The following is a 20,276-nucleotide window of genomic DNA, read 5'->3' on the forward strand; positions in this document are numbered from 1 at the left end:
AAGGAAAACTTATTATGCAAATTTATATTACTTTTGGACTTTATCTCGTTATTATTTTAGGTATAGGTATCTATGCCTATCGTTCCACTGATAATTTTGATGATTATATTTTGGGTGGGCGTAAAATGGGTAGTTTTGTGACCGCAATGTCAGCAGGGGCTTCGGATATGTCTGGTTGGCTATTGATGGGGTTACCGGGTGCGATCTTTGTTTCAGGTCTCTCAGAAGCGTGGATAGCCGTCGGTTTAACTATTGGTGCATACTTAAATTATCGCGTGGTTGCAGGTCGATTACGTATTTTTACGGCAAGTTATCAGAATGCATTAACTTTACCTGAATTTTTTGCACAACGTTTTCCTCAACAAGAGAAAGCGTTAAAAATAATTTCTTCTTCAATTATTTTATTTTTCTTTACTATATACTGTGCATCAGGTGTTGTTGCAGGCGCCAAATTATTCCAAAGCTTTTTAGGATTAGACTATAGCACCGCACTTTGGTTGGGAGCATTAGCAACGATCACTTATACCTTTATTGGCGGTTATTTGGCTGTTTCGTGGAGTGATACCATTCAAGCAACATTGATGTTTTTTGCATTATTACTTGCTCCAGTAATGGTTTTAATTAATTTGAGTTGGGAAGAAATTAATACTGCACTAACAGTAAAATCCGCAGTAACGCATATTCCTTATTCTAATTGGTTACATAATGTCTCTGGTATTGGTGTTATTTCTGCATTGGCTTGGGGATTAGGCTATTTTGGGCAACCTCATATTCTCGCCCGTTTTATGGCAGCAGATTCACTGAAATCATTAAAGAGAGCTCGCCATATCGGTATTAGTTGGATGTTTTTATGTCTAGGTGGTGCAGTTGCGGTGGGCTACTTTGGTTTAGCTTATTTCTCTGCAAATAATATTGAATTAGAAAATTCAGAAACGATTTTTATTGAATTATCGAAATTAATGTTTAACCCTTGGATTGTGGGGATTGTACTTTCTGCTATTTTGGCGGCAGTAATGAGTACATTATCCGCTCAATTATTAATGTGTTCAGCTGCAATTACTGAAGATTTCTATAAAGGATTTATCCGTAAAGCAGCGTCAAGTAAAGAGCTGGTTTGGGTTGGACGATTAATGGTATTAGTTATTGCCGTTGTCGCTATTATTATTGCACAAGATCCAAATTCCAAAGTAATGGGGCTTGTTTCTTATGCTTGGGCGGGATTTGGTGCGGCATTTGGACCCGTAGTTATTTTATCCCTATTCAACCGTAATATTAGTTCAACAGCGGCACTTTGGGGAATGTTATCAGGAGCAATTACTGTCGTTGCTTGGAAGCCGCTAATACAATATTTAGGTTGGGTCGATCTTGCTAATCTTTATGAAATTATACCGGGTTTCTTAATGTGTTCTTTTATCACGCTAACGTCGTCAATATTTAGCACGGTTAATCCACAAGTTGTGGAACAATTTGATAAAGCAGTAGCAGAATTTAATATAAGTACTTAAATACCTCATACTTCGACAAGCTCAGTGACAGGTGTTTGGTTGATTCCGTGCTCAATGTTCCCGTTTTCGGTTACTGAGCTCGGTTATTGAGCCTGTCGAAATATCGAAGTACAAGAAAACGCGCACAGAACAAGTTCAGAGCATAGACACCTAATGCTTCGATAAGCTCAGCAAGCGGTGTCTTGTGACGACTCAGCAACATTCCTCACTTCAGTTTCCCGTTTTTGGTTACTGAGCTCGGTTATTGAGCCTGTCGAAATATCGAAGTATAAGAAAACGCACACAGAGCAAGTTCAGAGCATAGACACCTAATGCTTCGACAGGCTCAGCAAGCGGTGTCTTGTGACGACTCAGCAACATTCCTCACTTCAGTTTCCCGTTTTCGGTTACTGAGCTCGGTTATTGAGCCTGTCGAAATATCGAAGTATAAGAAAACGCGCACAGAGCAAGTTCAGAGCATAGATACCTAATACTTCGACAAGCTTAGCAAGTGGTGTCTTTTGAAAAGGTGGTTGGTATAAATAAAACATAGCGGTCACATTCACGTAAAAATTTGCAAATTTTTGTGTGAATCATACCGCTTTATTTGATTATTTTTTGACTTTTTAAATAAACAGGCATAATATTGAAAAGGGTCTTTTTTTTAAACAACCAACTAAAGGAGAAAACCAATGAAAACTCTTTATAATTTATTCAAAAATGGTTCTACCCCCCCCCGCTTATAAATATAATAAAATCAATAAGTTAAGTAGAACTATTACCCCTTCTGCACTCTCTTGTGCGATTTTTCTTGCCTTAAATACAACGGCTTATGCGCTACCTAATAACGAAGCCTCTTGCGATATCAATGGTAACTGCTCACCAGATTTAGGTGCCATTATCGATGTTAATAATGCATTAGCTCCCCCTCTAGAGAGTGGTGGTACAGGCACCAAAAGTGTGACAGGTAATAAAGTCACTGTTGAGAACTCGCCAACAACAGGTATTAGTAATGTTTTGGGCGCCTTCCATAATGCCAAAGAGGTGAGCAATAATACTGTTACTATCAACGGTGGTGTTGTTATTGAAGGTGTAATTGGTGGTTTTAGTATAAATGACACAGCAAAAGAAAATACCGTTACTATCAATGGTGGTACTGTTGGAGAAGATGTAATGGGTGGTATTAGTATAGGTGGCACTGCAAAAGAAAACTCCGTCACTATCAATGGTGGTACTGTTGGAGATGTAATGGGTGGTAGTGGTAGACGTGGCACAGCAAAAGAAAACTCCGTTACCATCAATGGAGGTACTATTAATGGAAACATTATTGGATCAGAGAGTTCTGAAGGAGCGGGTAATAATACCATTATTATTAATGGTGGTACTATACTTTCTGAACTAGTTTCAGGTGGTTATAATATTTATGGTAGTGATTCTATCAACAATACTTTGACCATTAATGGTAGCCCAAAATTTGGCGAAAAAACCATATTATTTGGCGGAATAGATGAGGAAGGTACAGCTGATAGCACTACAGGCAATACCCTAAACCTACATACCACAGATTTAAAAGTTAAAAATATTGCTCACTTTGAAAATTTACGCTTTTTTGTGCAAGAAGATACTCCTAAGGATAGCTCTTTCTTAACCTTAAGCACTGATAAGGATACTGATATTACAGGTACTAAAATTGGTGTGGGAGTAGAAGGAAATACCTCTTTGTTAAAAGATGGCGATAAACTTGTTTTAATTAAAAAAGAGCAAGGCGAATTAAAAACCGATGCTACCCTGACGAATACAGTAACTGGAATGCAAGGCATTGCAGTGAAATATGTGTTTGAACTTGAAAAACAAGACAACCAAACCTTAATCGCAAAAGCCAAATCTGGGTTTAATTCAAGCAGTGGTTCAGGTGGCAGTTCGGGCGGTTCGACAGCTGGCACAGTACATCCACAAACCAAGTCCCTTCTTGAAAGTGGTTTAGCGGGGTTAAACTTTATCAATAATGGTGCTGATTTAGTGGATTCAGCAATGACTCAGCTTACACCATATGATGGTATCAAAACCTTTGGTGCAATTCGTGGTGGTAAATATCGTACAGAAACGGGCTCTCATATTGATGTGAAAGGCACCAATCTATTAGTGGGTGTTGGACGTCAAGCAGGACAATTCCAATTTGGCACCTATGTTGAAGCGGGTTTTGGCTCTTATGACAGTGAAAATGATATTAAAGACACCACTGTAACGGCAGAGGGTGATACCAAATATTACGGTATTGGAGCAACGTTAAAACAAGCCTTTAATCGTTTCTTTGTAGAGGGCGGACTACGTTTAGGACACAGCCAAACCACCTACAACAGCGATGATTTTGAGGGTTCAAACACTGTGGCAACAGAGGTGAAATTTACCACCAAACGGGCTTATGCAGGGGCTAATTTTGGGTTAGGCTATAATGCACAACTCAGTGACGCCTTCACCTTAACCCCTTATGGTAAAGTGTTTTACACCTACCTCAGCAATGAACAGCAACACATTGAAGGCTCACTCTTCAAATTTGATAGCGTACGTTCATTAAGAACCCAATTAGGGGCAAAAATGCAGTATCAATTAAGTGATAAAACCAAACTGTATTCAACCTTAGCGTGGGAAAATGAGGCAAAAGGAAAAGCAACAGGCACCGTATTAGGGCTTGATATGCCATCTCCTAGCTTAAAAGGCAACACAGGTATTGTTGAATTTGGTGTGACTTTCACTCCTAGTCAAAACCTCAGTATCAACTTAGGTGCGACAGGTAACTTCGGTAAACGTCGTGGCGCCTCAGCAAATGCGTTGATTAGTTATGGGTTTTAATTAGCTGTTTGATAGTTAATAAAGCTTAAAAAGAAACAAGAGACAGTTAATGCTGTCTCTTGTTTTTGATTCTATACGCTTTCCAAATTTTAGTGAATGCTGTTTAGGGGAACTTTTGGGATTTTGATAATTAATTTTTAGGCATAAAAAAACACCGATAATAACTATCAGTGGTTTAGAATTAATGGCGGAGGAAGTGAGATTCGAACTCACGGAGGATTTAAACCCTCGCCGGTTTTCAAGACCGGTGCCTTCAACCACTCGACCATTCCTCCGTTGAAAACGTGTTGAATGATATAGAGATTGTAAAAATTCGTCAAGTGATAAAACAAAAAAAATGTTTATTTGCGCTGTTTTTCATCAATATAGCTTTTTCTAAAACAATTTTATCGTTTATAGTATGGAAAATATGTGCTAATTTATTCCATTTCAGGTATTATTTTGAGTACAATTGATAGCCTTGATTGTTGAATATAAATTCATATAATTTAAAATATAAGTAAGCGGTAACATCTTTATTAAATTTTGCAAAAATCGTTTATTGATTAACTAATATAGGATCTTAATTTTGGACACAATTCCCCTGAGTAGTTTGTTTATTGCTCTTGTTCTGTTACTTTTTCTTTCAGCATTCTTTTCAAGTTCTGAAACTGCTTTAATGTCTTTAAATCGTTATAAAATGCGAAACCTTGTCGAAAAAGGGCATAAAGGAGCAATTAAAACAGAAAAATTATTGGCTAAAACGGATATTTTATTAAGTTTAATTTTAATCTGTAATAACCTTGTTAATATAGTTGCCTCAGCCCTTGCGACGATGATTGGTTTACGTCTTTCAGGTGATGCTGGTGTTGCCATAGCAACAGGACTTTTAACATTGATTATGTTAATTTTTTCTGAAATTCTTCCCAAAACCATTGCGGCTATTTATCCTGAAAAAGTGGGTTTTACTGCAAGTTATGTCCTTACTCCACTGAAAAAATTACTTTCGCCTTTGATTTTTTTAATGAATATTATCATTGGTTCATTACTTAAATTATTACGTATTAAACATAAAGATAGAAGTGGTTTAAGTGCTGAAGAGTTGCGAAGTGTGGTATTAGAAGCGGGGAAATTTATTTCAACAGAACACCAAGATATGTTGGTGTCTATTTTGGATTTAGAAAAAGCGACTGTTGATGATGTAATGGTGCCTCGAAATGATATTGATGGTATTAATATTGATGATGATTGGAAATCCATTATGCGTCAGCTTAAAGGGGCTGCTCATGGACGAATTGTTATTTATAAAGAAAGCATAGACAGCAATGTGCTTGGAATGTTACGAGTACGAGAAGTGTTTCGTTTTATGCTTGAAAAAAATGAGTTTAGTAAGGAAATTCTGGTTCGTGCATTAGATAATATTTATTTTATTCCAGAGGGTACGCCATTAACAGCACAGCTTATCAATTTTAAAGCGAATAAAGAGCGTGTTGGGCTGGTGGTGGATGAATATGGCGATATTAAAGGTTTAATTACATTAGAAGATATTTTAGAAGAGATTATTGGTGAGTTTACAACCTCTACTTCGCCATCTTTAGAACAAGAAGTACAACAGCAATCTGATGGTTCTGTTATTATTGAAGGGTCTGCAAATTTACGAGATTTGAATAAACTCTTTAATTGGAAATTGCCCGCCGATGAAATTCGTACTTTTAATGGTTTAATTATAGAACATTTGGAAAAAATTCCCGATGAAGATACGCAATTTACGTTTTATAATTTAAAAGTTACGGTATTAGAAGTAGCAGACAATATGGTAAAACAAGCAAGGGTAGAAACATTATCAAAGTCATAAAACAGGGGGTTATATATGAAATTATTAAGAGCCTTTTTGATTGCTTTAAATGCTCATAAAGGGCAGTTTGATAAAGCTGGAAAGCCATATATAACCCATCCAATTAGGGTGATGTTTGGAGTTAAAGGATACAAAGAAAAGATAGTTGCATTGTTGCACGATGTTGTTGAAGACAGCGATTATACGTTGAGGTATTTAGAAAACTATTTTGATAAAGACATTATAAAAGCCGTCGATCTTGTCACTAAAAAAGAATCGCAAGATTACAGCGAATACCTTTCACAACTTAAAGAAAATAAAATATCAAAAGCGGTAAAACTCAGTGATTTAAGGGATAATATGAATCTTAAACGAATTAAAAATATTACTCAAAAAGATTTAGACCGTTTAGAAAAATACAAAAAAGCGACAGCATATTTAGAGGGAAGAGCAGATGCGCTATCTTAAGGAAATCGTATCTGGCACACGATTTCCGATTAATGAATTTTTTACTTTTTACATAAAATTTGCAAAAAATAGTTTACATCATACCGCTATAATTATTATCCAATCTTAAAAAAACAGAATAATTAACCATACAATGCCACAGGTAACCATTGCCATAAACACAGCGGCAGAACCCAAATCTTTAGCGCGCCCTGAAAGCTCGTGATATTCAGTACCCACTCGATCAACAATGGCTTCTATACCACTATTAAGTAGTTCTACAACAAATACCATTAATACGGAAGCAACCAGTAATGCAATTTCTACATTTGTGTTACCTAATATAAAAGCAAGGGGAAGCATTATAATTGACACACCTACTTCGTGGCGAAAACCTGCTTCATATTTAAACGCTGCTTTTAAACCTTGAATAGAGTAGCCTGCTGCTTTAAAAAAATGTGTTAGTCCTGTGTACTTTTGCATAATTATCCTAGTTCAATGGGAATATGTGAGAGTGATATTATAACAATATTTTACTTTTGTGTTAAAAAAACCGCTTATTAAAAAATAAACGGTTTGATAGTTAATTATTTTTATCAATTATTTTCTTCTTTTGGTAGATGGATAATTGATGCAATCAATCCTCCCCAAATAACAATAATTGCAATGATCATCATTATAATTGCTGTAAAACTCATTATTTTGCCTCCTTAAAGATGCGGTTTTTCCATTCTGTGCGAGAAAGTAAGTATGAAACAATTCCTAACATAATAACCATTCCCCAACCAAATAGATTTAAGAACCATTGTGGGTAGCCAGAGTAGCCTTCAATAATGACTTTTTTCGCTTCGATAAATAACATAATACCTAATACAATTGGGGTAACAATACCTGAAACCACCATCCATAATTTTCCTACTTTGGTTGATGAGGTTTTGTTTAAATGATCCGCCAATGCAGGTAAACGTTTTGTTAAACTAATTGATACAATATAAAGGAAACCAATTAATACGATACCAAAACTGTTTACGAATTTATCTAGTGTATCCAATACTGGTATACCTGTTGTAGTTCCAAAGAGTAAGATGGATACTGCTGCCATCGGAAGTGATACTATAAAGGTTGCCTTAGTACGACGAATTCTGAATTTATCTTGTACAGCAGCAATGATTACTTCCATAATAGAAATCATTGATGTTAAACCTGCAAAAACAAGAGATCCAAAGAATAATAAACCGACAATAGCGCCACCCGGAGCTTGATTTATAATGGTAGGGAATGCAATAAATGCTAATCCAATACCAGAAGAGGCAACGTCACTTACTTCTTTACCACCTGCTGTTGCCATAAACCCTAAAGCGGCGAATACTCCGATTCCTGCAAATAATTCAAATGAACTGTTGGCAAAACCAACGACTAAGCCAGTGCCAGTAAGATCAGTGTCTTTTTTCAAGTAAGAGGAATAGGTCACCATAATTCCAAAACAGATAGAAAGTGAGAAGAATATTTGCCCATAAGCAGCAATCCAAACACTTGGTTCAGTTAGTTTTGACCAATCAGGTGTAAATAACGCATCTAATCCCTTTGCTGCACCTGGTAGGAAAAGAGAATAAATCACCAATCCAAAAAACATTATTAAAAGCAATGGCATAAATAAATTTGATGCTTTTGATACACCTTTTTGAACCCCTAGTGTCATAATAAAAATAGTTACAAGCCAAACGACAATAAGTGGCCCTACAACGGTACCGACAAAATCAAGGCTTACGCCAGCATCTGCAACTTGAGTAAATTCTTTTAAGAAGAAATCGGCAGGATTACCTCCCCAAGCACTGTCTAGTGAAAAGTAGGTATAACTTGCCGCCCAACCTAAAATAACTGCATAGTAAACAGAGATAACAATACAAATTAACACTTGCCACCAGCCTAAAATCTCAAATTTTTTGCTAAGATGGCGGAAAGCCAAAGGCGCTGAACCACGATATTTATGTCCAATAGCATAATCGAGTAATAAAATAGGAATACCCGCGGTTAAAAGTGCAATGATATAAGGAAGAATAAAGGCTCCTCCTCCATTTTCATAAGTAACATAAGGAAACCGCCAGATATTTCCTAACCCTACGGCAGAACCAATAGCTGCCAAAATAAAAGCTCGACGATTGCTAAACGTCTCTCTTTTATGTTTTTTTGTTGTTGTGTTTGACATTAAGTACTCCTGTAATAATGTGATGAAAAATTAGTTTTTTTAATATATTAAGAATATGCCTAATCTTAAGAAGAATGTAAACCTAAATTTAGATATCAAAAAAATTATTTTTTAGATTTTTATGCTAAAAAACTAATAATCTTAGTTTAAAAAACTATTTTTAAACTATTTCTTGGAGAGGCGTGTCTTTATCTTTTAGAGAAAACAGCAATAAAAACTAAATAAAAAAATTTGCAATTTAATAAAAATAAAGGTAAGCTTAGCAACCTCAATTCTTGGCATAAGCCATATTCTGAATAAGATTCATATTCCGATCAAATTTTAGTTTAATTAAAGAAAATCTTTCCTATGCACTTAACACAGTTAAAAACAATGCCTATCTCAGCACTTTTAAAGTTGGCTGAAGAACAAATGGGCTTAGAAAATCTAGGTCGTTTACGTAAACAAGACATCATTTTTGCGATTTTAAAGCAACACGCAAAAAGTGGTGAAGATATTTTTGGAAAAGGCGTATTAGAAATTTTACCCGATGGTTTCGGTTTCTTACGTTCAAATGACAGCTCATATTTGGCTGGTCCTGATGATATTTATGTTTCTCCGAGTCAAATTCGCCGTTTTAATTTACAAACAGGGGATAGTATTGAGGGGAAAATTAGACCACCTAAAGATGGTGAACGTTATTTTGCTCTTCTTAAAGTTGCAAAAATTAATGATGATAAACCTGAAGTCTCTCGCAATAAAATCTTCTTTGAAAACCTTACCCCATTACACCCTAATTCTCGTTTAAAAATGGAACGAGGCAATGGATCTAGTGAAGATTTAACAGCTCGAATTTTAGATTTAGCTGCACCTATTGGTAAAGGGCAACGTGGATTAATTGTTGCACCTCCAAAAGCGGGTAAAACCGTGTTACTGCAAAATATTGCTCAAAGTATCACAGCAAACCATCCTGAGTGTGAATTAATTGTATTACTAATTGATGAACGCCCTGAAGAGGTAACAGAGATGACTCGTTCGGTAAAAGGAGAAGTGATCGCTTCTACTTTTGATGAGCCTGCTTCTCGTCACGTTCAAGTGGCAGAAATGGTAATAGAAAAAGCAAAACGTTTAGTTGAGCATAAAAAAGATGTGGTTATTTTGTTAGACTCTATTACTCGTTTAGCACGTGCTTACAATACTGTTACCCCAGCCTCAGGTAAAATCTTATCTGGTGGTGTGGACGCCAATGCATTACACCGTCCTAAGCGTTTCTTTGGTGCGGCTCGTAATATGGAAGAAGGCGGTAGCTTAACCATTATTGCAACAGCACTTGTTGATACAGGTTCTAAAATGGATGATGTGATTTTTGAAGAATTTAAAGGAACAGGTAATATGGAATTACACCTGTCTCGTAAGATTGCAGAAAAACGAGTATTCCCTGCGATTAACTTTAATCCATCAGGTACACGTAAAGAAGACTTAATCACCACCCCTGATGAGCTTCAAAAAATGTGGGTATTACGTAAAATTATCCACCCAATGGATGAAGTATCAGCAATGGAGTTCTTAATTGATAAACTTATGGTTGCTAAAACCAATGATGAGTTTTTTGAGATAATGAAAAGATCATAATCTTTATTTAATACGAAACAAGCGGTAAGATATTTGAAAAAATTTGCAAAAAGTTTCAAACATCTTACCGCTTAGTTATTTCTATAAATAGTGAAATTTATTTATTCAACCATTCCATATAAGCCTTAACCCCTTCAGCGACGGTTTTAAACGGTTTATCATAACCCGCGTTGCGTAAAGCCGTAATATCCGCTTGGGTATAAGCTTGGTAGCGAGATTTTAAATGCTCAGGGAATGGGATTGTTTCAATTTCACCTTTTTGGTGGAAATTGATCACCGCATTTGCCACTTCTTGAAATGACTCTGCATTCCCTGTACCCAAGTTATAAATTCCTGAAATATTGTTTTGCCACGCCCAAATATTCACATCTGCCACATCTTCCACATACACAAAGTCGCGTAAAAATGTTTCACTGCCTGCAAATAATTTTGGATTTTCGCCTTTTTGGATTTGGGTATTTAAGTGAAATGCCACACTTGCCATTGAACCTTTATGTTGTTCACGTGGACCGTAAACATTAAAATATTTGAAGCCACAAACAGGCGAAGTTGCTTCTGGTAATAATTTGCGAACATACTCATCAAATAAGAATTTTGAGTAGCCATACACATTTAATGGAGATTCAAATTCACGTTTTTCGATAAAATTATCAGTACGTCCACCGTAAGTGGCGGCACTTGAAGCATAGAAAAAAGGAATCTCACGATCTAAGCAATAATGCAATAACTCTTTTGAATATTCGTAGTTATTGTGCATCATATATTTGCCATCCCACTCGGTGGTTGCCGAGCAAGCTCCTTCGTGGAAAATCGCATCAATGTGATCAAATTCATCACCTGCTACAATAGAAGCAATAAAATCTTCACGATCGCAATAATCTGCAATATCTAAATCAACAAGGTTGATAAATTTTTCGCCTTTTTTAAGGTTATCTACTACTAAAATATCTTTACGACCGATTTTGTTTAGTGCTTTAATGATATTGCTACCAATAAATCCCGCACCACCTGTTACTATAATCATTCTTTATTCCTTATTTACTACGAGCAAGTTGTTTTTTGATTTTTTCCATTTTTTCTTTAATACGTTTGCGTTTTAAAGGGGAAAGATAATCGACAAATAAAACACCATTCAAATGGTCAATTTCGTGTTGAATACAGATGGCAAGTAAATCATCGGCTTCTAAAATAAATTCTTCACCATTACGATTTAAGGCTTTTACTGTGACTTTTTCTTTACGAGGAACAAAACCTCTAAAACCAGGAATAGAAAGGCACCCCTCTTCAATACCCGTTTCACCACTACTTTCAATAATTTCAGGGTTTACTAATACGATTTGGTTGGTTTTATCCCCTTCAATATCCATTGTGATAACACGTTTTAATACATTGACTTGAGGGGCTGCTAAACCGATACCTTCATCTTCATACATTGTATCAAACATATCATCGATAAATTGTTGTAATTCATCATTAAATTCTGTTACGGGTTTGCATACTTTTGTCAGAATTTCATCAGGGTAAAGTACGACATCTAATTTTGCCATTTTTGGGATCTCTATCGAAAAATTAATATAAAAAGTTCTTCATTCTAACGTTTTTTGATTATAAATAAAAGCCATTACAACAAAGGATGAAAGAATGAATAAAATAGAACAATTATTAAAATTAATCCAAATTCCACAACTTGGCGCTCAACGTATTGGGCGATTATTAAATGAAGTCAATTTCAATGAATTTTGTGATTATGATAAGACACAATTGCGTCAAATAGGTTGGAACGAAAAACAAATTCAGCGTTGGTTTCATCCTGATAGAAAAAAGATAGAGGAAGTTTTAGCATGGCAAGAAGATGACAATAATCATCTGCTAACATTATTTGATGAAACTTATCCCTTTTTATTACGCCAAATTAGTACTGCGCCGCCCTTGCTCTTTTTTAAAGGCGATCAAGCGGTGCTTTCTGAACCACAAATTGCGATTGTAGGAAGCCGTGATTATTCCCATTATGGCGAATATTGGGCAAAGCATTTTTCATCGGAATTAGTGAAAAATAATATCGTGGTCACCAGTGGTTTAGCGATTGGTATTGACGGTTTTTGTCATCAGCAAGTGGTGAAAGAAAAGGGTAAAACCATTGCCGTATTAGGCAGTGGTTTAAATAAAACCTACCCAGCTCGCCATAAAAAACTGTCTGAACAGATTTTAGAACAGGGTGGTGCATTGGTTTCTGAGTTTTTTCCTAATCAGCCACCGCTAGCTGAAAATTTTCCACGTCGTAACCGAATTATCAGTGGTTTATCATTAGGTACATTAGTGGTTGAAGCCACTATTAAAAGCGGATCATTAATTACCGCTCGCTATGCCTTAGAACAAGGGCGAGAAGTGTTTGCTGTTCCAAATTCCGTACAAGATCCTTATGCACAAGGTTGCCATCAGTTGATCAAAGAAGGGGCATTATTGGTGGATTGTGTAGAAGATATATTAAATGCAATCGAACGACAATTTCAGCCGACCACAAAACCTGTAATTCAAAACACACTATTTGAAAATTCAAAAGTAGAAAATTTTGCAAAAAATGATCCAAATCTTACCGCTTGCCAACAACAAATTTTATCAAAACTAAGTCTTGAGCCGATTAGTGCCGATGATTTAGCGGAAGCGTGTGAAATGAGTATTGAAACTTTGTTGATTGAGCTTTTAACTTTGGAATTAGAGGGTATTGTTAAGCAGGTTTCAGGGGGATATGTGAGAGATAAGCGGTAGGATTTTGATAAAAATTTGCAATATTTCAAATACTAAGTATCGATTAAAGTGTAATTTTAATATTAAATTGAAAACTAAATCTTATTAACATAGTATATTTTATGAAAAATTTAAGGTTTGAAGATTTTAAGAGTTAGAACCTAAATGACTGATTAAGGAGATACAAGATGGGAAAACTAAATAAAGATGAACAAGAATTAGTAGATTCAATGGTTAATGCTATTTCAAATGGAAAAGCAAAAGCCCTTAATGAGCAAGGTGAAATTTTTATCAATAATATTATCGCAGATGATATTGTTAAAGAAATTCAAGCGGAAAAAAGTGAAAAATCATTAATTAAGGGCTAAAAAATTAGGAATAAAAATGACAACAACAATAGTAAAATAATTTCAATAACTTTTTTATACAGCACAAATAGCAGAGTAAAAGTAGATGTTATTTTACAATCAGATAGCGTGATTGCTAAAAATTATTTATCTCCTTTATTTTATCAATAGCTATTGATAGAATGAAACTCAAAATCATTAATAGAGAGATGACTATGAAAGAAAAAATTTTTTTACGTAATAAATGGCAGTTAGAATATCCTGCATATGCACTAATTGGTTGTGGTATTCTCTCTATAATATTAGCACTTTCCTCAGGAAAAACATTTCTTATTACTAGTGCTATTATGCCAACAGTTTTAGGCTGTTTGTTTTTTGTTGCTAAAAACATTCCTGTTGCTAGCTTTCAAACTGAACATTTAGAACTAAAATTAGCTCCTCTTGCGGCAAAAACATTTATTCGCTACGATAAAATTGAGTCAATTGGAGTAGAAGAAAAGAAAATAATCATTAAAATTGCTGATAAGAAAAAACCTCTAAAATTACCAATCAGTCTGTTTAGAGCAGAAGATAGAGAAGCTGTGAAAGAAGTATTTAGAAGTCTTAACATAAGAGGTAACGTATGAATAACAAACCTAAAATCAATGGACTAATCATTGCTAGCTTTATCATCAATCCTATCATTGCTGTTTTAGGTACTAGTGACCCTGCTTTGGGCAGTTTTGGGTATACATTAATGATTGGCTTATTATCCATTTGGGGCTTGGGCATTATTGGGCTGATAGTATTTTTAAGCACTGGGAAAAAAGCAGGCGTTATTATGATGATGATTAGCTTTGTCTTGTTTGTCCCTATTGGACTTATCGGTATTTTCGGTGCAAAAAAAGTACTCGAAGATATTAATAAGAAAGAAGCAGGAATAGAGTAATCCAAAACACTATAAAATCTAAAAGATAGTGGGTCAAATAAAATGAATAATTTTTAAATATTTTATCCTGTGCATTCGGGAGCATATACGTAAACTACGTTTACTAATGCTCCCCTACGATAATATTGATATCCGTTTATTAATTAAAATCTCTACCAAATAAGGTAATCTAATCTACTTTTATACAGAATTATATTAAACCAAGAAGCGGTCACATTTCAATTAAAATTCACAAAAAATTATAGTAAATTAAATTGAGATTAGTATTAAAAATTGAAGCTTGGTTGCTGATGCTGAACTTACCTAAGCACGGTCACTGAGCCTGTCGAAGTGTAAGTGCTTTTTATTGTATTTCACACGTGCGAATACTGTTTTATTTTATATTTAATCCACTATAAATTTGAAAATAAAAGCCTATCAATCAAACAAATATTTGCCCTTGAAGTTTAAATTTTGATACACTTAGTATTATAAAAAATAATGAATTAAGGGGCTTTTATGAATAAATATGCGTTTCCTTGGGGAATTTATATTGGTGAACTAACACCAAAAGAAAATGTGCCTGAAACAGAGGATATTCCTGTTTTACTTCCTTCTGAAAAAGGAGGATTTTGTGTTGATTATGATGAAGAGAGTGAAACAATCAGTAATCAATTTATAGAAAATATCGTTTTGTTATTAATGCAAGCCTTGCCCCCTAAATCTTTACATATCCATACCTTTGATTTTGATACAGCCCCACGTTTTCGTTATTTATCGCAATTAAAAGCCCATAAGCTATATCATTTATATGCAAATACCGAGCAGGCGAAAAAAGGCTTTGATGAGTTAGAAGAAATCGCCCGTCATCGCTTACACGACTTATTGCCCCCTGAAATAGCTAACCTGTCTGAATATAATCAAACTGCACAATATCCTGAAAATTATCACTTATTATTAATTAATCTCGATTATTACCCTGATGATTTTATCGGTGTGAAACGCATTAAATCTTTTTTTGAAAGTGCGAGCAAAGCAGGGTTTTACACTATTTTCTATAATGGTATTGAAGATGATGAAGAGCTAAAAGGCAATCGTGAAAAAAGTCTTAGCTATATCAAACAAAAATTTGCTACATTAAGCATTGAAGATAAAACAGCGAGCTTAAATACAGATCTATTTGAATTTAGTCAGCTATGTGAATTTTATGATTATCAATTAGCCGATACCAACCAAACCCAAATAATTGCAAATATTATTGAAAATCTTACCGCTTGTGAAAAAGAAAATACCAAGACTGACTTCTTACAAATACCGATAGCCAAAACCCAAGATGGAAGAAATGATATTTATTTCAGTTTAGGAGCAAATTCACAAAACTATCACGCTATTTTAACTGGTGGTACAGGTTCAGGAAAATCGGTGTTGTTAAATAATTTGATTATCGGTATTGCTGAACGCTACACGGCCCAACAAGTACAACTCTATTTAATGGATTATAAAAATGGAGTGGAATTTGATGTATTTAGAAACCACCCTAACTGCGTTAAACTCTTTTTAGATGAAACTGATTTTACACTTGCTATTAGTATGATTGAAGAATTTACGCAAGAATTACAATTGCGAGCGGAGTTAATGAGCCAAGCCAAAGTCAAAGATATTGCAAGTTACAACCAACTTAATCCAAACACGCCATTATCTTATAAAATACTGATTATTGATGAAGCCCAACGCTTATTTGAAAGTAATTTCAAACAAAAGCAACATTTTGTGAAATGCTTAGATCATTTATTGCGACAAGGGAGAAGCTATGGTTTACATCTGTTATTAGTAACTCAAACACTAAAAGGGTCTGATATACCAAAAGATATTTTAAGTCATATTGCCCTGCGGTTATCATTTAAAGTCAATGATATTAGCGATACCTACGCACTGTTTGAAAGTGGAAATGATGTTGCCACAACATTGGATAGACATAAATTTGAAGTATTAATTAACACCGATAGCGGTATAAAAACAGCGAACCAAATAGGACGAGCAAATCCACCACTTGCTAAAAAGGAGCAAGAATATTCTGCAATAGAAACTAAGCTACAACAAATCAAAGCAAGCCGTTTACCACATTTAATCGTCACGCCACAAATATTAAAAGGAACGGTGGTAGAAAATAAAGATGTAGAAAAACAAGCACAACCAAAAAATGATAACAATATATTTATTCAGGATAATAACGAAATAGTACCTAGTTGGTTAAGTGAGGAGAGTGAGTGATGAATATTTATTCAAAGTTAAACCGTAATTTTAATAATTATAATAAATATCAATGTTTTTGCTCAGAAATAGAGGAAATGTGCAAAACTGAAAAGAATACGCATGTTAATGAAAAAAAAATTCAAGAAATGAAATTATTTTATGATGATGTAATTGAGAAAGATTTGAAATATTTTAATTATGAACCTAATATTTTAGTAGTTTTTTTACTTGTATTTGGTTCTTTTTTTGGAATGTCTTTTATTGTATTTTATTTTTTAAATTTTGATATTTATAACGTTTATACTATTTTAGACGTAGAGAAAGACTCTTATGTGGGTAGAGGAGCTTTTTCGTTATTTTTTGGATTATATTCAACACCAGGTATTTATTTACTACATATGATAGTTGCTTATATGCAAAAAAAATCAATATTCAAAATTAAAATAGGAAAAATGTCTTGGGGTAATAATATTTTCGCAAGAATATTGGGGATTGATTTTAAAACTCCGTCAAAAGAAATTGAAACTTTTTCTAAGGAGGAAATTGATGGAAATACAGAATATATAGAGTTTCATAAGGATAAGTATATTAATTTTATGGAATTAGTTCAATATGTTAAAAATAATTTTGATATTTAATGGTTTAATAAATGAACATCAAAAAAATCTACACAGGTGACTATTCCAAAGAGGGCTATGATAATGGGATTTCTGATAGTAAACAGGGAAAACCTAAATCTCACTTTGGCACATTAAAAAGAAATCCTATTAACTATCTTTGGCAATCAGATAATGCAATTGATAGTTATAGTAAAAGTTATGATATTGGCTACACGGACGGACAGCGTGTTAGCCATAATATTTATTCATCACACAGAGGAGGTAATATGACAGATTTAGAACAACAAGTGCATATTTTAGAGCAGGCAAAATCTGCGATTAAACATCACCAAAGTTTATTAGAACAAGCGAATGGTTTATATGGTAAACAAGTACAAGCAATGCAAGGGGTAGGTTTTGCAAATGACTATACAAATGAATTATCCAGCCGTTATGAACGATTAGATAAAACCGTTGAAAATGTGTTAGATGAACTGCGTCAGCAATTAGCAATGATTGACAGTTTTCAAGAGTCTTTACAGCGTATGATTATTGATGCAAGAGATGCGTAACCCTAATAATTTAGTAAAATAATATAAAAAGGATAATAAGATGAGTTATAAACAAACAATTGAAGATCAACTAGCGTGGTGTAATACAACCAGAGATCGATTAGATGAATTTGAATATGCCATTATCAGTGTTGCAAATGGTTATGACGCAATTACAGATGAACTTAAAAATACTCCCGTTTTTGGTGAATTTATAAAACAAGTGGAGTATCGCCAAGAAATGTTTCGTGGTGAAATGAAAACATTGTTACAACAAGTACATACTGAAAATAAAGCCTATGTAGATAAACAAAGTAAGCGTTTATCTCAAGAGTTGTCTAATGTTGGTTAATTGTATAAATACAGGGCTTTAAATCAGTATGATACAAAGTTGATACTTTAAATTTAGACAATAATTAACAATAAATTATATAAAGAGATCAACAAGCGGTCGGATCTTTTTCAAAGTTTGCAAATTATGATAAGAATCTACCCGCTTGAATTTATTAAAACTAAAAGATTATTTCAATCAATAACTGTCACATTAATGATGAGAAACCCAATAAAAAATATATTAATTCTTTTGTTTATTTTTCTTTTTTCTAAAAATATTTCTTATTGTAAAGATTTGGGAAATAGCCAGAGTGACTGGGAAAAATATGGTGTAAAAGACAAAGTAAAATCTTATACAACGACCAAATATACAGTAAAAGAAGTAAATGGAAAAATTATCAAAGATAAGAAATTATGCTCACTATATGACTGTGAGTACTTTCTATTTGATAATAAGGGAAATCTTCTTGAAAAAACGGTTTATGATGAATTAAATCAACCAATATTCGAAGAATATTATCAGTATGATAATAATGGAAATAAAATAGCAGAGCATCGTTATATTAATGGGAATATTAATAATGGTGTAAGCTATAAATATAATACTAATAGAGATAATATTGAAGAGATTCAATATCTTAATAGCCATATATTGACTAAAATAACACGTAAGTATGATATAAATCATAATAAGATTGAAGAAAATACATACAATGTTAAAGGTGGTTTAGATTACAAGTATGGTTATGTCTATGATATCAATAATAATTTGATCCAAAAAAATATATATAGAAATAATGGAAGTTTAGAATATAAAGAAATTTATCAATATGACAAGAATGGAAATCAGATAAACAAGAAAGTAGTTTATACAGAAGGTGAAAGTAAGAATTATAGAATAGAGTATGTTTATAATTCTTATGGAAAGCAGATCAAACAAGTAAAGTATGATGCTAATGGTAGTATTAATTATACGTTTATTTATAAATATGATGATAAGAACAATATGATTCAAAGATCTCACTATATTAAAAATAATTTAAATGAAAGTAAGCAGGATATATTGGTCTATCAAGAAACATCTCAATATGATGTTAATAGAAATATAATTAAGCGGACATATTATGATACTCGTTATAGTGTTGGTTCTATTGATGGAAATTTAATTTCTTATTTTTATAAATATGATGCGAAAGGAAATAATATTGAGCGATATAATCAGAATACAACAAATGACAATACTCAAAAATTAATTTATCAATATGATCAAAAAGGAAATAAAGTCTCTGTAGTTGAATATAAAAATGGTATTGCAACATATCTGACTGAAATAACTTATTATTATTTTTAGGGAGATTGTTTTATGAAAAATAATGAAATAAATATCAGAATAGAAGATTTGCATCACATAAATAGGGAATTGAGCCATTGGAACTTATTTATGCGATATTGGGAATGGCAAGATTATGTTATTGTGAGTTCAATTTTAATCATTTCTTTGATATTGATTGCATATGGAGTATCGCCAGATGGAAAACTTTGTGTCGCCCTTCTTGGTGCTGGGTTAATAATCGGGGCTTTTTTTTATGCAAATGAAAAAGATAATAAAATCATAAGTAAACAATATTCTTATGTATCAGCTAAAAAAAGTAAGCCTCAGAAAATACAAGAGATTTATATTAAGATATTTAAAGAACATATTAACAACCCTCATTTTTTAAAACCTAAAAATATTGAGTTTGTGATCAATGCAATACAGAGAGAGCAAGAAATGCAAAGTTATCAATCATTTGGATTGTTTCAAACTTTTTTGGTTTCTAGTATCACGGTGTTAGCAACACTTTTCTTTACAGGATCAATGGAATATGCTTTAAGTGGCTTTGATGATTTTCTGAAACTATTTAAAATGATGGGTGGCATTTTTATACTTGCGCTCGGACAGTTTTATTTTATTGAATTTGTGATTTTTAGAGAATTTATTTTATGGCGTCGTCAAAAAAAATTAAGGTTGATTAAAGTGTTAGAAAATATTTATTTAGAACAAGTTATGATAAGTAAGCGGTAACATTTTTATGAAAATTTGCAAAAAGTGATAAAAGATCGTGGCAACCGCTGTAGAAAATGGTAGAA

At 33.5% G+C, this 20,276-nt stretch carries 20 protein-coding genes and 1 tRNA gene; 15 read left to right on the forward strand and 6 right to left on the reverse strand.

What is annotated here, in order from left to right:
* Positions 1 to 14 precede the first annotated feature (14 nt).
* Both putP and A6B44_RS10450 read left to right on the forward strand, forming a co-directional pair.
* Positions 15 to 1,505, forward strand: coding sequence for a sodium/proline symporter PutP (gene putP / locus A6B44_RS10445; RefSeq protein ID WP_090919711.1), 1,491 nt, complete (start codon positions 15 to 17; stop codon positions 1,503 to 1,505).
* A gap of 699 nt (positions 1,506 to 2,204) precedes the next feature.
* The gene (locus A6B44_RS10450) at positions 2,205 to 4,334 is read left to right on the forward strand and encodes an autotransporter outer membrane beta-barrel domain-containing protein (protein ID WP_090919714.1); all 2,130 of its coding nucleotides are present in this window, start codon (positions 2,205 to 2,207) and stop codon (positions 4,332 to 4,334) included.
* A 185-nt stretch (positions 4,335 to 4,519) separates the two neighbouring features.
* On the opposite strand, the gene A6B44_RS10455 is transcribed toward A6B44_RS10450, so the two are convergent.
* Positions 4,520 to 4,609, reverse strand: a tRNA-Ser gene (locus tag A6B44_RS10455).
* Between the two features lie 293 nt (positions 4,610 to 4,902).
* Between A6B44_RS10455 and A6B44_RS10460 the strand changes: the two genes are divergently transcribed.
* Together A6B44_RS10460 and A6B44_RS10465 are read left to right on the forward strand one after the other, a co-directional pair.
* A complete protein-coding gene (locus A6B44_RS10460) occupies positions 4,903 to 6,168 on the forward strand; it encodes an HlyC/CorC family transporter (RefSeq protein ID WP_090919717.1) in 1,266 nt (421 codons plus the stop codon).
* Positions 6,169 to 6,183: 15 nt separating this feature from the next.
* Positions 6,184 to 6,615, forward strand: coding sequence for a GTP pyrophosphokinase (locus A6B44_RS10465; RefSeq protein ID WP_090919720.1), 432 nt, complete (start codon positions 6,184 to 6,186; stop codon positions 6,613 to 6,615).
* 105 nt (positions 6,616 to 6,720) lie between these two features.
* Here A6B44_RS10465 and A6B44_RS10470 read toward each other — a convergent pair whose 3' ends face one another.
* The 3 genes from A6B44_RS10470 to A6B44_RS10480 all read right to left on the reverse strand — a co-directional run bounded on the left by A6B44_RS10470 (position 6,721) and on the right by A6B44_RS10480 (position 8,800).
* Entirely contained in the window at positions 6,721 to 7,077 is a 357-nt protein-coding gene (locus A6B44_RS10470) for a diacylglycerol kinase (RefSeq protein WP_090919723.1), read from the reverse strand.
* Between the two features lie 113 nt (positions 7,078 to 7,190).
* Positions 7,191 to 7,292: a methionine/alanine import family NSS transporter small subunit gene (locus tag A6B44_RS10475; RefSeq protein WP_090919727.1), complete on the reverse strand. Its 102-nt coding sequence runs from the start codon at positions 7,290 to 7,292 to the stop codon at positions 7,191 to 7,193.
* The gene (locus A6B44_RS10480; protein ID WP_090919730.1) at positions 7,292 to 8,800 is read right to left on the reverse strand and encodes a sodium-dependent transporter; all 1,509 of its coding nucleotides are present in this window, start codon (positions 8,798 to 8,800) and stop codon (positions 7,292 to 7,294) included. The genes A6B44_RS10475 and A6B44_RS10480 overlap by 1 nt, the downstream gene beginning before the upstream one ends.
* 348 nt (positions 8,801 to 9,148) lie before the next feature.
* On the opposite strand from A6B44_RS10480, the gene rho reads away from it, so the two are divergent.
* Positions 9,149 to 10,411, forward strand: coding sequence for a transcription termination factor Rho (rho, locus tag A6B44_RS10485; RefSeq protein WP_090919733.1), 1,263 nt, complete (start codon positions 9,149 to 9,151; stop codon positions 10,409 to 10,411).
* Positions 10,412 to 10,508: 97 nt separating this feature from the next.
* On the opposite strand, the gene rfaD is transcribed toward rho, so the two are convergent.
* Positions 10,509 to 11,435, reverse strand: coding sequence for an ADP-glyceromanno-heptose 6-epimerase (rfaD, locus tag A6B44_RS10490; RefSeq protein WP_090919736.1), 927 nt, complete (start codon positions 11,433 to 11,435; stop codon positions 10,509 to 10,511).
* 10 nt (positions 11,436 to 11,445) lie between these two features.
* Positions 11,446 to 11,958 (reverse strand): peptide deformylase, encoded by a 513-nt coding sequence (gene def / locus A6B44_RS10495; RefSeq protein ID WP_090919738.1) that lies wholly within the window; start codon positions 11,956 to 11,958, stop codon positions 11,446 to 11,448.
* A gap of 94 nt (positions 11,959 to 12,052) precedes the next feature.
* On the opposite strand from def, the gene dprA reads away from it, so the two are divergent.
* The 10 genes from dprA to A6B44_RS10545 all read left to right on the forward strand — a co-directional run bounded on the left by dprA (position 12,053) and on the right by A6B44_RS10545 (position 20,211).
* Positions 12,053 to 13,177 (forward strand): DNA-processing protein DprA, encoded by a 1,125-nt coding sequence (gene dprA, locus A6B44_RS10500; protein ID WP_090919741.1) that lies wholly within the window; start codon positions 12,053 to 12,055, stop codon positions 13,175 to 13,177.
* Between the two features lie 167 nt (positions 13,178 to 13,344).
* The gene (locus A6B44_RS10505; RefSeq protein WP_090919744.1) at positions 13,345 to 13,524 is read left to right on the forward strand and encodes a hypothetical protein; all 180 of its coding nucleotides are present in this window, start codon (positions 13,345 to 13,347) and stop codon (positions 13,522 to 13,524) included.
* 194 nt (positions 13,525 to 13,718) lie between these two features.
* Positions 13,719 to 14,129, forward strand: a complete 411-nt coding sequence (locus A6B44_RS10510) for a hypothetical protein (RefSeq protein WP_090919747.1) — start codon at positions 13,719 to 13,721, stop codon at positions 14,127 to 14,129.
* A complete protein-coding gene (locus A6B44_RS10515) occupies positions 14,126 to 14,431 on the forward strand; it encodes a hypothetical protein (protein WP_090919750.1) in 306 nt (101 codons plus the stop codon). The genes A6B44_RS10510 and A6B44_RS10515 overlap by 4 nt, the downstream gene beginning before the upstream one ends.
* A gap of 498 nt (positions 14,432 to 14,929) precedes the next feature.
* Positions 14,930 to 16,681: an FtsK/SpoIIIE domain-containing protein gene (locus tag A6B44_RS10520; protein WP_090919753.1), complete on the forward strand. Its 1,752-nt coding sequence runs from the start codon at positions 14,930 to 14,932 to the stop codon at positions 16,679 to 16,681.
* Positions 16,681 to 17,301: a hypothetical protein gene (locus A6B44_RS10525; protein ID WP_090919755.1), complete on the forward strand. Its 621-nt coding sequence runs from the start codon at positions 16,681 to 16,683 to the stop codon at positions 17,299 to 17,301. Before A6B44_RS10520 ends, A6B44_RS10525 begins: the two co-directional genes overlap by 1 nt.
* 11 nt (positions 17,302 to 17,312) lie before the next feature.
* Positions 17,313 to 17,834 (forward strand): hypothetical protein, encoded by a 522-nt coding sequence (locus A6B44_RS10530; protein WP_090919758.1) that lies wholly within the window; start codon positions 17,313 to 17,315, stop codon positions 17,832 to 17,834.
* A 40-nt stretch (positions 17,835 to 17,874) separates the two neighbouring features.
* Positions 17,875 to 18,165 (forward strand): hypothetical protein, encoded by a 291-nt coding sequence (locus A6B44_RS10535; RefSeq protein ID WP_090919761.1) that lies wholly within the window; start codon positions 17,875 to 17,877, stop codon positions 18,163 to 18,165.
* A gap of 126 nt (positions 18,166 to 18,291) precedes the next feature.
* Positions 18,292 to 19,497 carry a hypothetical protein gene (locus tag A6B44_RS10540; RefSeq protein WP_090919764.1) on the forward strand — a complete coding sequence of 402 codons (1,206 nt, stop codon included), beginning with the start codon at positions 18,292 to 18,294 and terminating at the stop codon, positions 19,495 to 19,497.
* A 12-nt stretch (positions 19,498 to 19,509) separates the two neighbouring features.
* Positions 19,510 to 20,211 (forward strand): hypothetical protein, encoded by a 702-nt coding sequence (locus A6B44_RS10545; protein ID WP_143054805.1) that lies wholly within the window; start codon positions 19,510 to 19,512, stop codon positions 20,209 to 20,211.
* The last annotated feature ends 65 nt before the right edge of the window (positions 20,212 to 20,276 follow it).

The organism is Pasteurella skyensis, from assembly GCF_013377295.1.
GTDB lineage: Bacteria > Pseudomonadota > Gammaproteobacteria > Enterobacterales > Pasteurellaceae > Phocoenobacter > Phocoenobacter skyensis.

Coding starts and splice junctions, on each gene's coding strand:
- A6B44_RS10515 (WP_090919750.1), top strand. CDS start 14,126: ATGAATAACAAACCTAAAATCAATGGACTAATCATTGCTAGCTTTATC.
- putP (WP_090919711.1), top strand. CDS start 15: ATGCAAATTTATATTACTTTTGGACTTTATCTCGTTATTATTTTAGGT.
- A6B44_RS10465 (WP_090919720.1), top strand. CDS start 6,184: ATGAAATTATTAAGAGCCTTTTTGATTGCTTTAAATGCTCATAAAGGG.
- A6B44_RS10535 (WP_090919761.1), top strand. CDS start 17,875: ATGAGTTATAAACAAACAATTGAAGATCAACTAGCGTGGTGTAATACA.
- A6B44_RS10520 (WP_090919753.1), top strand. CDS start 14,930: ATGAATAAATATGCGTTTCCTTGGGGAATTTATATTGGTGAACTAACA.
- A6B44_RS10480 (WP_090919730.1), bottom strand. CDS start 8,800: ATGTCAAACACAACAACAAAAAAACATAAAAGAGAGACGTTTAGCAAT.
- A6B44_RS10540 (WP_090919764.1), top strand. CDS start 18,292: ATGATAAGAATCTACCCGCTTGAATTTATTAAAACTAAAAGATTATTT.
- def (WP_090919738.1), bottom strand. CDS start 11,958: ATGGCAAAATTAGATGTCGTACTTTACCCTGATGAAATTCTGACAAAA.
- A6B44_RS10505 (WP_090919744.1), top strand. CDS start 13,345: ATGGGAAAACTAAATAAAGATGAACAAGAATTAGTAGATTCAATGGTT.
- A6B44_RS10450 (WP_090919714.1), top strand. CDS start 2,205: ATGGTTCTACCCCCCCCCGCTTATAAATATAATAAAATCAATAAGTTA.
- A6B44_RS10530 (WP_090919758.1), top strand. CDS start 17,313: ATGAACATCAAAAAAATCTACACAGGTGACTATTCCAAAGAGGGCTAT.
- A6B44_RS10545 (WP_143054805.1), top strand. CDS start 19,510: ATGAAAAATAATGAAATAAATATCAGAATAGAAGATTTGCATCACATA.
- dprA (WP_090919741.1), top strand. CDS start 12,053: ATGAATAAAATAGAACAATTATTAAAATTAATCCAAATTCCACAACTT.
- A6B44_RS10510 (WP_090919747.1), top strand. CDS start 13,719: ATGAAAGAAAAAATTTTTTTACGTAATAAATGGCAGTTAGAATATCCT.
- rho (WP_090919733.1), top strand. CDS start 9,149: ATGCACTTAACACAGTTAAAAACAATGCCTATCTCAGCACTTTTAAAG.
- A6B44_RS10525 (WP_090919755.1), top strand. CDS start 16,681: ATGAATATTTATTCAAAGTTAAACCGTAATTTTAATAATTATAATAAA.
- A6B44_RS10475 (WP_090919727.1), bottom strand. CDS start 7,292: ATGAGTTTTACAGCAATTATAATGATGATCATTGCAATTATTGTTATT.
- rfaD (WP_090919736.1), bottom strand. CDS start 11,435: ATGATTATAGTAACAGGTGGTGCGGGATTTATTGGTAGCAATATCATT.
- A6B44_RS10470 (WP_090919723.1), bottom strand. CDS start 7,077: ATGCAAAAGTACACAGGACTAACACATTTTTTTAAAGCAGCAGGCTAC.